The 12,299-nt window shown below is 60.1% G+C and carries 10 protein-coding genes; 6 read left to right on the top strand and 4 right to left on the bottom strand.

From position 1 onward, the window contains the following. Window positions 1–10: 10 nt before the first annotated feature. From ACOYXJ_RS16325 to edd, 4 genes are all read right to left on the bottom strand, one after another. A complete protein-coding gene (locus ACOYXJ_RS16325; protein WP_095121285.1) occupies window positions 11–1,480 on the bottom strand; it encodes an ATP-binding protein in 1,470 nt (489 codons plus the stop codon). Beyond that, window positions 1,470–2,201 carry a response regulator gene (locus ACOYXJ_RS16320; RefSeq protein ID WP_102900192.1) on the bottom strand — a complete coding sequence of 244 codons (732 nt, stop codon included), beginning with the start codon at window positions 2,199–2,201 and terminating at the stop codon, window positions 1,470–1,472. Before ACOYXJ_RS16320 ends, ACOYXJ_RS16325 begins: the two co-directional genes overlap by 11 nt. Window positions 2,202–2,380: 179 nt before the next feature. After that, a complete protein-coding gene (locus tag ACOYXJ_RS16315; RefSeq protein WP_460370453.1) occupies window positions 2,381–3,340 on the bottom strand; it encodes a glucokinase in 960 nt (319 codons plus the stop codon). Continuing rightward, the gene (gene edd, locus ACOYXJ_RS16310; protein WP_095112266.1) at window positions 3,337–5,163 is read right to left on the bottom strand and encodes a phosphogluconate dehydratase; all 1,827 of its coding nucleotides are present in this window, start codon (window positions 5,161–5,163) and stop codon (window positions 3,337–3,339) included. The genes ACOYXJ_RS16315 and edd overlap by 4 nt, the downstream gene beginning before the upstream one ends. 220 nt (window positions 5,164–5,383) lie before the next feature. Here edd and gap point away from each other — a divergent pair, with 220 nt between their 5' ends. From gap to ACOYXJ_RS16280, 6 genes are all read left to right on the top strand, one after another. Then, window positions 5,384–6,385 carry a type I glyceraldehyde-3-phosphate dehydrogenase gene (gene gap / locus ACOYXJ_RS16305; RefSeq protein WP_007917884.1) on the top strand — a complete coding sequence of 334 codons (1,002 nt, stop codon included), beginning with the start codon at window positions 5,384–5,386 and terminating at the stop codon, window positions 6,383–6,385. 199 nt (window positions 6,386–6,584) lie between these two features. Next, window positions 6,585–7,103, top strand: a complete 519-nt coding sequence (locus tag ACOYXJ_RS16300; protein WP_460370451.1) for an RNA polymerase sigma factor — start codon at window positions 6,585–6,587, stop codon at window positions 7,101–7,103. Between the two features lie 124 nt (window positions 7,104–7,227). After that, window positions 7,228–8,193: a FecR family protein gene (locus ACOYXJ_RS16295; protein WP_460370449.1), complete on the top strand. Its 966-nt coding sequence runs from the start codon at window positions 7,228–7,230 to the stop codon at window positions 8,191–8,193. Between the two features lie 121 nt (window positions 8,194–8,314). Beyond that, complete coding sequence (locus tag ACOYXJ_RS16290) at window positions 8,315–10,900, top strand: TonB-dependent receptor (protein WP_460370447.1); 2,586 nt, start codon at window positions 8,315–8,317, stop codon at window positions 10,898–10,900. Window positions 10,901–11,011: 111 nt separating this feature from the next. Then, the gene (locus ACOYXJ_RS16285) at window positions 11,012–11,608 is read left to right on the top strand and encodes a biliverdin-producing heme oxygenase (protein WP_460370445.1); all 597 of its coding nucleotides are present in this window, start codon (window positions 11,012–11,014) and stop codon (window positions 11,606–11,608) included. 162 nt (window positions 11,609–11,770) lie between these two features. Next, entirely contained in the window at window positions 11,771–12,160 is a 390-nt protein-coding gene (locus ACOYXJ_RS16280; protein WP_460370443.1) for a YbaN family protein, read from the top strand. Window positions 12,161–12,299 lie beyond the last annotated feature (139 nt).

Raw genomic sequence — 12,299 nt, 5'->3', positions numbered from 1 at the left:
AGCTTTTGACTCAATCCGCGGAACGCGGCAATTGCAGGGTCACCCGCAACCCACCCTCACGCAGATTCTGCAACGTCACTTCCCCACCGTGGCTGTGGGCAATATTGCGCGCAATGCCCAACCCCAAGCCATAGCCCTGCTGCTGCCCCGCCAATCTGAAGTGCGGCTCAAACACCTGCTCCAAACGCTGCTCCGGCACCCCCGGCCCTTCATCATCAACGTGCAAGACAAACGCGCTGTCATCGTCATCGATGTGCAGATGCGCGTTCTGCCCATACTTCAAGGCGTTGTCGATCAGGTTGCCAATGCAACGCTTCAAAGCCAAAGGTTTGCCCGGATACGCCGCCAACGCACGACCATGCTGAGTCACACGACCGTTGCCGTTCGGCGCCAGGTACGGTTCGACCAGACAATCAAGCACATGGTTGAGGTCCACCGGTTCGATGTTCTCGTGAATATCGGTATCCTTCACGCATTGCAGCGCACCTTTGACCAACAACTCCAGCTCATCCAGATCACGGCCGAACTTGGCTTGCAGCTTTTCGTCTTCAAGCAATTCGACGCGCAAACGCAAACGAGTAATCGGCGTGCGCAAGTCATGGGAAATCGCGCTGAACAACTGGCTACGCTCGGTCAGGTAGCGGCTGATGCGCTCGCGCATGGTGTTGAACGCGCGGCCCACTTCGACCACTTCGCTGCCGCCGCCCTCGGCCACTGGCTCGACGTCGGCGCCCAGCGACAGATCCCGCGCTGCCCGCGCCAGACGCTTGAGCGGCCGACTCTGCCAGTGCACCAGCAGGCCGATGAACAACAGCAAGAATCCGCTGGTGAGGACGATGAACCACACCTGCTGCGAGGGCAGGCCTTGTTCTTCAAGACTGGTGTACGGCTCGGGCAACAGCGAGGCGATGTACAGCCATTCGCCCGGGGCCATTTGAATCTGCGTGACCAAAACGGGTGGGTTCACCGGTTCCAGAGTCAGCGCGTAATGCGCCCACGAGCGCGGCAGCTCATCGAGTTTCAGCCCGGCATTGAAAATCCGCAGATCTTCGGGACTGACGAAGGTCACCGAGATATCGGTGTCATGGCCCAAGGTCTGCCGCAGCACTTCATCGACCGCTTTCATCACCGCCGCTTTACGCGGCGTGACCGGCAGCACGTCCATGCCCAGCGGTTTGTCGTTGAGCGTCACGACGAATCGGGTACCGCCCATGCTGCGCAATTGGTCGAGCACCAACGGCCGATAAGCCACCGGCAACGAGCGGAAATAACTGACGCTGGCGGTCATCGAATGCGCAAGGCTGCGGGCGCTGGTGACCAGGCCTTCGAGCTGTGTGGCGCGCAATTGCGAGACCCAGATCACGCTCGACAATGTTTGCGCGAACAGCACCGCGAGCAAGGTCAGCAGCAGCATCCGCCCGAGCAGCGAACGCGGCACCGGCACCTTGGCGGCGAGTTTACGCAGCGAATCAGTGACCATTGCTGGCAACCACGTTGGCTGCCAGTTGGTAGCCGCTGCCGCGTACGGTGCGGATCAGTCGTGGCGGTTTCTCGGTGTCGCGCAGGCGTTGGCGCAAACGGCTGACGGCCATGTCGACGATGCGATCGAGTGGCATAAGATCGCGGCCCCGGGTGGCGTTGCCGATGGTGTCGCGGTCGAGGATTTCCTGCGGATGATCGAGAAACAACTTCAGCAGAGCGAAGTCGGCACCGGAGAGAATCACTTCCTCGCCGTCGGTGTGAAACAGTCGATGACTGACCATGTCCAGCCGCCACTCGTCGAAGGCCAGCACGTCACTGCCGCTGCGCTCCTGACCGAATTGCGCACGCCGCAGCAAAGCCTTGATGCGCGCTTGCAGTTCGCGCGGGCTGAAGGGTTTGCCGAGGTAGTCGTCAGCGCCGAGTTCCAGGCCGATCACGCGGTCGGCTTCGTCGGAACTGGCGGTGAGCATGATGATCGGCACCTGCGCCTGACGCGGATGCTGACGTACCCAACGGCACAGGCTGAAGCCGTCTTCGTCGGGCAGCATGACATCGAGGATCACCAGATCGCTCGGCGCCTCGTTGAGGGCCTGACGGAAACTGGCACCGTCGGCGGTGGCCCGTACCTGAAACCCGGCGCGGGTCAGGTAGGTTTCCAGCAACTCGCGTATTTCCTGGTCGTCATCGACCAACAATATCGACTTGTTGACTGAGCTCACTTCGAAGGCATCCTTGTTGTTGGAATTGGGGCGGATTATGCCTTAAGCACTGATTTTACAAACACCACAAAACAACTGTAGGAGTGAGCCTGCTCGCGATAGCGGTCTTGGATTCAACACATTCGTTGACTGACACACCGTTATCGCGAGCAGGCTCACTCCTACAGTTTGATTGCATTTCAGGTTGGGATTGATTGATCCAGGGCTACGCCTGCGCCAACCAGGCCAGAATACGGCGCTGTCACCAGCCACACCGGAATGCCTTTGAAGTAATCGCTCATGCACCCTTTGTCAGCGAAGCTGCGGGCGAAACCGCTTTCGAGGAAGAAATCGGCGAAGCGTGGAATCACGCCACCGACGATATACACCCCGCCACGCCCGCCCGTGGTCAGCACGTTGTTGCCGGCGACACGGCCGAGCCAGCAGCAGAACTGCTCGAGCACTTCCAGGGCAATCGGATCACCCGCCAGACCGGCCGCCGTGATCGCTTCCGGCGTATCGAGCTTCGGTTCATGCCCGTCCACTGCGCAAATCGCGCGATAGACTCGCGGCAGACCACCACCGCTCAACGCGGTTTCCGCGCTGACATGGCCGATCTCGTTATAGATGTGCTGCCATAGTTGGGTTTCACGCGGACTGCTCAGCGGCAGATCAACGTGACCGCCCTCGCCCGGCAACGCCGCGAAACGGCCTTCACCCAAATCAAGCAAGGTACCGACACCAAGGCCAGTGCCCGGACCGATCACCACCGCCGGACGCAACGGCTCCGGCGTGCCCTCGCAGACCACACGAAATTCGCCCGGCTGCAAACGGGTCATGCCCAGCGCCATCGCCGAGAAGTCGTTGACCAGCAACAACTGCTCGACCTGCAAGATTTTGCAGAACGCGCTGCGACTCAGGCGCCAGTGGTTGTTGGTGAACTTGAACTCATCACCACTGACCGGGCCGGCCACTGACAGGCACACCGAACCGATCGAACCCGGCGCCAGACCGAGTCCGCTCAGGTAGAGGCTGATCGCCTCTTCCGGGCTGGCGTGGTCGGCCGTGGCCAGCACCTGAACCGATTGCAGTTGCTGGTTTTTCCACAACGCAAACCGCGCGTTGGTGCCTCCGATGTCACCGACCAAAGCCAGTTTCAATTAAGCGTCTCCAGGGCAGAAGTGAAGGCGCTGGCGCCCTGCTCCGCCGAGCTGAAGGCCATGCGCATAAAGCCAAACAGTTCGCGCCCGCTGCCAATGTTATTGCCCAACAGGCCTTTGGCGGGTTCGCGCGCTGCAAATTCGGCGGCGTCGACCTTGAGTTCCAAGGTGCCTTTGACGCCATCGACGCGGATGATATCGCCCTCTTGCACGCGCGCCAAAGCACCACCGACATAAGCTTCGGGGCTGACGTGAATCGCTGCGGGGATTTTCCCCGAGGCGCCGGACATCCGCCCGTCCGTCACCAGGGCGACTTTGAAGCCGCGATCCTGCAGCACGCCGAGGAACGGCGTCATTTTGTGCAGCTCGGGCATGCCATTGGAGCGCGGGCCCTGGAAGCGCATCACCGCGACGAAATCTTTTTCCAGCAGGCCGGCCTTGAACGCGTCGGCCAGATCCTGTTGATCCTGGAACACCATCGCTGGTGCTTCGACGATCTGGTTTTCCAGGGCGACGGCGGACACCTTCATCACACCGCGACCGAGGTTGCCTTCCATCACGCGCAAACCACCCTCCGCCGAGAACGCACGGGCGACCGGGCGCAGGATGTTTTCGTCGAGGCTGTCGACCGGACCTTCACGCCAGACCAGTTCGCCGTTATCAAGGAACGGTTCTTTGGTGTATTTGCTCAAGCCATGACCGAGCACGGTGTTGACGTCTTCGTGCAGCAGACCGGCGCCAAGTAGTTCGCGGATCAGGAACGACATACCGCCCGCTGCCTGGAAGTGGTTGATGTCGGCTTTGCCGTTCGGGTAGACGTGGCTCAGGGTCGGCACGACTTCGGAGAGGTCGGCCATGTCTTGCCAGGTCAGTTGAATACCCGCGGCCATGGCGATGGCTGGCATGTGCAAGGTGTGGTTGGTCGAGCCGCCGGTGGCGTGCAGCGCGACGATCGAGTTGACCAGCGATTTCTCGTCGACGATTTCGCCGATCGGCATGAAGTTGCCGTTCTGTTTGGTCAGGCGCGTGACTTGATGCGCGGCTTCGCGGGTCAGCGCATCACGCAGCGGCGTGTTCGGGTTGACGAAAGAAGCGCCCGGCAAGTGCAGGCCCATGACTTCCATCAGCAACTGGTTGGTGTTGGCGGTGCCGTAGAAGGTGCAGGTGCCCGGGCTGTGGTAGGACTTCATCTCCGATTCCAGCAGCTCTTCACGGGTGGCTTTGCCTTCGGCGTACTTCTGGCGCACGTCGGCTTTTTCCTTGTTGGAAATCCCCGAGACCATCGGCCCACCCGGGACGAAAATCGTCGGCAGATGACCGAAGCGCAGGGAACCCATCATCAGGCCCGGGACGATCTTGTCGCAGATGCCGAGCATCAGCGCGCCGTCGAACATGTTGTGTGACAGCGCCACAGCGGTGGACATGGCGATCACTTCGCGGCTCGGCAGGCTCAGTTCCATACCCGGCTCGCCTTGGGTCACACCGTCGCACATCGCCGGAGTGCCGCCGGCGAACTGGCCGACCGAGCCGATTTCGCGCAGGGCGTTCTTGATCTGTTCCGGGAATACTTCGTACGGCTGATGCGCCGAGAGCATGTCGTTGTAAGAAGAAACAATGGCGATGTTCGCCGAGTTCATCATCCGCAGGCTGTGCTTGTCTTCGCTGCCGCACCCGGCCACGCCGTGGGCGAAGTTGGCGCATTGCAGCTTGCCGCGCATCGGCCCGTCGGTGGCGGCGCCGCGAATCAGTGCAAGGTAAGCCTGACGCGTGGCGCGGCTGCGGGCGATAAGCCGTTCGGTGACCTCAAGGACGCGGGGATGCATGTGTAGAACTCCAGGCTAACGGATGTGGCGACCTGATTGTCTATGCTGATCAAACGCCGTTGTTGTTGGAATGACAGACGGCTTTTTTGACCATTCGGACCAGTTGATTCAGGTCACTCGTTGTAGATAAAACAAAATATTGCCACTAAAAAGGCTTGTTTTCTATTTTTATGCGAATAATCTTGTAATTCCAACAACAAAACGACGGCGGCGCTGTTCCATGACTCTTCGAATCGCAATCAATGGTTTTGGCCGCATCGGCCGTAATGTCCTGCGCGCACTGTATACCCAAGGCTATCGACAGGATCTGCAGATCGTCGCCATCAACGATCTGGGCGACAGCTCGATCAATGCCCATCTGCTCAAATACGACACCGTTCACGGCACGTTCGACGCTCAGGTCGAGCATGACAATGAAAGTCTGACCGTCAACGGCGACCGCATTGCGGTCAGCGCGATTCGCAACCCGGCCGAGCTGCCATGGGCGGCGGAAAAGATTGATGTGGTGTTCGAATGCACCGGTCTCTTTACCGATCGCGCCAAAGCGGCCGCGCATATTACTGCCGGCGCGCGCAAAGTGATCATTTCTGCCCCGGCCAAAGGTGCCGACGCCACTGTGGTTTATGGTGTGAACCACGACATTCTGCGCCAGTCGCACCAGATCATCTCCAACGCTTCGTGCACCACCAACTGCCTGGCGCCAGTAGCGCAGGTGCTGCACCGTGAGCTGGGCATTGAAAGCGGTTTGATGACCACGATTCATGCCTACACCAACGATCAGAACCTCACCGACGTCTATCACACCGACCCGTACCGCGCGCGTTCGGCCACGCAGAACATGATTCCGAGCAAGACCGGCGCCGCTGAAGCGGTGGGCCTGGTGCTGCCGGAACTGGCGGGCAAACTGACCGGCATGGCCGTGCGCGTGCCGGTGATCAATGTGTCGCTGGTGGACCTGACCGTGCAGCTGAAAAAAGAAGCCAGCGCCGAGGAAGTCAACGCGCTGATGAAATCCGCGAGCCAGCACTCGAAGATTCTCGGTTTCAACACGTTGCCGCTGGTGTCCAGCGACTTCAACCATAACCCGCTGTCGTCGATCTTCGACGCCAACCACACCAAGTCCAGCGGCAAACTGCTGAAAGTGCTGGCCTGGTACGACAACGAGTGGGGCTTCTCGAACCGCATGCTGGATAACTGCCTGGCGTTGTGTAACGCCGAATAATCTCAAGTAATCCCCTATCCCTGTGGGAGCGAGCCTGCTCGCGAATACGATGCGTCATTCAACATTTATGTTGGCTGACAAACCGCTTTCGCGAGCAGGCTCGCTCCCACAAGGTTTTTCGTTCTATTCAAAATCAGGGCTTGACCATTCGACTAGATGATAAGCATTATCATTCGCTTGAAATCGATCAGGTCCTCCCGTGAGTCAATCGCGCTTCAACCACGTCTTCCTCACCCAGCGCACATCCTTGCTGCGAACGCTGGAACGGATGGTCAACAATCACAGCACCGCTGAAGACCTGCTGCAGGAGACCTACCTGCGCGTGACGCGGGCGTTGAGCGAGCGGGCCATCGATCACCTCGAACCTTTTGTTTTCCAGACCGCGCGCAATCTGGCGCTGGATCATTTGCGCGCGCGCAAGATCCATTCGCGGACCATGGTCGATGATGTGCCGCAGGATGTCGTGTACAGCATCGCCGCCCCCGCCAGCAGCGCCGAAGACGCCGCCCACGCCGAACAGATGCTGGAGCGCCTGAACGTGAGCCTCAGTCAACTCAGCCCACGCCAGCAGCAGATTTTCATCCTCAGCCGTTTGCACGGGAACAGTTATCAGGAAATCGCTGATGTGCTGAACGTTTCCCTCAGCACCGTGCAAAAAGAACTGAAGCTGATCATGAGCATTTGCATCGGTGTCGCTGAACGTCTGAATGGCGACTGAGATCGTAGGGCTTTTCTGTAAGTGCCAGGATCGCCTGCACGGATCATCGGGCTTTGTTACCCTTGCCCGACTTTTACGCTTCACTTGAAAAACAGCCGTGCGCAGACACTGCCGAGGAAACACCGTGACGGACACCCACCGCTCGCCTTCGCCGAATTCGGTGCAGGACGCTGCAAACGCAATGGACCAGGCTTTGGACTGGATCATCGTGCTCGGCAGCCCGGACGAGGAGCAGACCCGGCAGTTTCATGCCTGGCTCGCGGCCGATCCTTTAAATGCCGAGGCGTTCGCCAAGGCCCAGGCAATCTGGGACGGCCCGCAAATCGCCCAGTGCGCGCAAAACCTGGCGGCGAAACCTGCGAAAGTCACCTTCCTCAATCGTCTGCGTCCGCACTGGAAACCACTGGCCACCGCCGCGGTGCTGATCCTCGGCTTGTTCAGTTTCAGTAACTTGCCGATGCGCATTCAGGCCGACCACCTGACCGTGGTTGGCGAGCGTCAGCGTCTGCAACTGGAGGACGGCTCGAAAGTCCTGCTCAATACCAATTCGGCATTTTCCAGCACCATCAACGACCAACAGCGCGTTGCCCGGTTGTTTCAGGGCGAAGCGTTTTTCGAAATCGCCAGCGGCCGCAGTCAACCGCTGGAAATCGATGCCGGGCCAGTCACTGCCAGCGTGCGCGATACCGCGTTCGCCGTGCGTTATCTCGATGGCGTCGCGCAGGTCAATGTGCAGCGCGGTGACGTCGATCTGCGCGCCACGCACAACGACGCCCGCGTGCGTCTGACTGCCGGTGAGAGCATCCGCATCGGTCCCAACGGTTTCGACCGCCCGGCCAAACTCGACGCCAACACCGATCTGGCGTGGGTACAGGGCCGACTGGTGTTCGAGAACTGCCCGCTGAATCAGGTGCTGGCCGAATTGCGCCGCTACTACCCGGGCTGGATCATCAACAACAACGAGCAACTGGCGGACGTTGCCGTGACCGGCAATTACCGTCTCGACCAGCCGCTCGACGTGGTTCGTTCCCTCGCTCAGATCACCTCGGCGCAACTGAAAGAATTCCCCGCCCTGGTCATCTTGAACTAAATGAGAATTATTTTTACTCGATAGCCAACGTCAGTACGTCTCGTTATAGCCAATGCAATTGATTCGCAACACGCGAGTCAATCAGCACCTATAAAGATTCGTGCGACACGGAGCGCTATCGATGTCCTCACGCCTTACCCGCCAGACTTCCTCCCCTTCCCGCGTCTTGTCGCTGCTGACCGCGGCCATCCTGATGGCGGGCACTGCGCCGCTGATGGCGGCCACCGAGCAACCGACGCGCAACATGGGCGATTACTCGTTCGCCATCGGCCAGCAGCCGCTGGTGTCGGCGCTCAATGCCTTCACCACCGTGACCGGTTGGCAGGTCGGCTTGCCGGCAGAACTGGGTCAGGGCGTGTCGTCGCCGGGCGTGCGTGGCTCGTTGCCACCGGAAAAGGCCCTGGAGCGTCTGTTGGTGGGGACCAACCTGAGCTTCCGCAAAATCAGCAACAACAATGTGGTGCTGGAAAAGCGCAACGCCAGCGGCACGCTCAATCTGGATCAGGTGACCATCAGCGCCACCCGTCAGGAGCAGTCGGTCAACAGCGTGCCGGCTACCGTCACCGTGCAGACCCGTCAGGATCTGGACCGCAACAACGTCAACACCATCAAGGATCTGGTGCGTTACGAGCCGGGCGTTTCCGTCGGTGGCGCCGGTCAGCGTGGCGGTATCAGCGGCTACAACATCCGTGGCATCGACGGCGACCGCATCCTGACGCAAGTCGACGGTGTGGAAGTGCCGGACGGTTTCTTCAACGGTCCGTACGCCAAGACCCAGCGCAACTACGTTGACCCGGAAATCGTCAAACGCGTGGAAATCCTCCGTGGCCCGGCCTCGGTGCTGTACGGCAGCAACGCCATCGGCGGCGCTGTCAGCTACTACACCCTCGATGCCGACGACATCATCAAGCCCGGCAAAGACGTCGGTGCGCGCCTGAAAAGCGGTTACAGCTCGGCCGATGACAGCTGGCTGAAGTCCGCCACCGTTGCCGGCCGTGCCGACCAGTTCGACGGTTTGCTGCACTACAGCCAACGCGACGGTCACGAAACCGATTCCTACGGCAGCAACAATGGCACTGGCCTTGAGCGCACCGCCGCCAACCCGGAAGACGTCAACGCCTACAACGTGCTGGCCAAGATCGGCTGGAACTACAACGAAGATTCGCGCCTGGGCCTGACCTACGAAAAGTACAAGGATGATCGCGACACCGATCAGAAAAGTGCTTACGGCGGCCCGTACTTCAACGGCGCCCCGACCATTCCGAACAGCGTGCTGCCCGGCGGCATGTACCAGTGGCGCACCGGCAACGACACCATCACCCGTGAACGTATCGGCATCGAACACTCGTTCGCCCTCGACAGCCTGCTGGTCGATAACGTGAAGTGGAGCCTCAACCACCAGATCGCCAAGACCGACCAGAGCACCACTGAGTTCTACTACCCGATCACCCGTAAAGTGCTGCGTACTCGCGACACCATTTACGAAGAAAAGCAGTGGGTGTTCGACGCGCAGCTGGACAAGGCGTTCGCCCTCGGCGCCACCGATCACGTGCTGACTTACGGCACCACCATCAAACAGCAGAAGGTCACCGGTTCGCGCAGCGGCGACGGCACCTGCCTGGCGGTCGGTCGTGGCTGCACCGCCATCGGTGCGACCAGTACCGCTGACGTGTTGGCCAAGGCCACCGATTTCCCGGACCCGACCATCAACACCTACAGCGTGTTCGCTCAGGATCAGATCAGCTGGAACAACTGGACCTTCCTGCCGGGTCTGCGCTACGACTACACCCAGCTCAAGCCGCACATCACCCAGGAATTCCTCAACACCGTGGCGGCAGACGGTCAAGGCACGGTCAGCGACGAGAACAAGACCTGGCACAAAGTCTCGCCGAAATTCGGCCTGACCTACGCCCTGACCGAAAACTACACCTGGTACGGTCAGTACGCCGAAGGCTTCCGCACCCCGACCGCGAAAGCCCTGTACGGCCGCTTCGAAAACACCACCACCGGCTACAGCGTGGCGCCGAACCCGGACCTCGAACCGGAAAAAAGCAAAAGCTATGAAACCGGTCTGCGCGGCAACTTCGAACACGGTTCGTTCGACGTGGCGGTGTTCTATAACAAGTATCGCGATTTCATCAACGAAGACGCGGTGACCCCGGGCCGCAACGAGCTGACCTTCCAGTCGGCCAACATCAAGCACGCCACCATCAAGGGTGCGGAAGTCAAAGGTCGCCTGAATCTGGATGCGTTCGGCGCGCCGCAAGGCCTCTACACCCAGGGCTCGATCGCCTACGCCTATGGTCGCAACAACGACAACGGTGAGCCGATCAACAGCGTCAACCCGCTGACCGGCGTGTTCGGTCTGGGTTACGACCAGGACAACTACGGTGGCCTGCTGAGCTGGAGCGTGGTGAAGAAAAAGGATCGCGTCGACGACAGCAACTTCAAGTCGCCGGATGGCGTCAGCAGCCAGTTCAAAACCCCGGGCTTCGGCATTCTTGATCTGGCCGGTTATTACAAAGTCACCGACGACGTCACCGTCAGCGGCGGCATCTACAACCTGACCGACAAGAAATACTGGCTGTGGGATGACGTGCGCGGTTACGACAGCGTCGGCGAAGCGTCGGTGACGCAACCGGCCAACCTCGATCGCCTGACCCAACCGGGTCGCAACTTCGCGATCAATCTGATCTGGGACATCTGATCCGGTCGACCTCACTGCTCGTGTTCAGGCACCGCGCAGTGAGGTTTTTTTACGCTTGCACGGCGTCTTGTTCGTCTCGTTATCAAGCGCCTCTTTTATCAAGGACATGTCATGACCACTTCGGAAAAAGCCCTGCGTTCACAACGCCTGAACCAGATCACCCACGAGCCGCACAGCAAGGTCGACGCCCTGGTCAAAGCCCACGCGCCGTTCGAGACCCGCGCCAATTTCGCCCGTTTCGTCGTCGCGCAGTACCTGTTCCAGTCGGAACTGGTCGATCTGTACAACGACGCCGAACTGATCGCCATCGTGCCTGACCTGCCGGCGCGTTGCCGTGCCGAAGCGGCCAAGGCTGATCTGGCTGATCTCGACACCGAAGTGCCTTCACCGGTCGCCGGCGCGGTGAAAAACCCGAGCAAGGCTCGTGCTCTGGGCTGGATCTTTGTTTCCGAAGGTTCGAAGCTCGGTGCGGCGTTCCTGATCAAACGCGCCGTGGCGCTGGAGCTGAGCGAAACCTTTGGTGCCCGTCACCTCGGCGAGCCTGAAGGTGGCCGTGCCGAAGGCTGGAAAAGCTTCGTGCGCACCCTCGATTCGCTGCAGTTCACTGCTGAAGAAGAGGCTGAAGTGGAGCAAGGCGCGATCGACGCGTTCAACCGCTTCACCGTGCTGCTGGAACAGGCTTACGCCACTGAAGCCGAACCTGCCTGACACAACACTATTCCTTGTGGGAGCGAGCCTGCTCGCGAAGACGGCAGCACATTCAACATTAATGTGACTGATCCACCGCTTTCGCGAGCAGGCTCGCTCCCACATGGGAACTGCGTAAGCCTGTAAGATCTCCCTTCCGCTTCAGAAGCCACCGCGTAGCCCATGCCGCAACCCGCCTCCTCGAAACTCGCCCGCGTGCTGTTCGGCCTGCTGGCCTACGTCAGCCTCGGCATCGGCCTGATCGCTATTGTCGTGCCCGGCCTGCCGACCACCGAGTTCATCCTTCTCGCCGCCTGGGCCGCGACCCGCAGCTCGCCGCGCCTGAGTGCCTGGCTGGAAAACCATCGCTTGTTCGGACCGATCCTCAGCAATTGGCGTAACGGCAAGATCATCGCGCGCAAGGCCAAAGTCAGCGCGACAGTGAGCATGTTACTTTGCGCGACGTTAATGCTGGTGATGCTCAATCACGGCTGGCCGGTCTATCTGGCGATTGCCGGGATGAGCCTGGGCAATCTGTGGATCTGGTCGCGTCCGGAATCGATTCCCGCGTGAACCCGCCCCCGTATCCACACTGAAACATCCCTGTAATTAATCGCTTTTGCAGCACTTTCCCCTGCGCAAACGTTTAGCGCTGACCGTCCGTCGGCACGCGCCTCATGCCCTCTGCTTCCACGCCGATGAGCATTGAATG

The organism is Pseudomonas sp. Tul2A7, from assembly GCF_054790505.1.
This window is presented reverse-complemented; position numbering and strand designations above follow the sequence as displayed.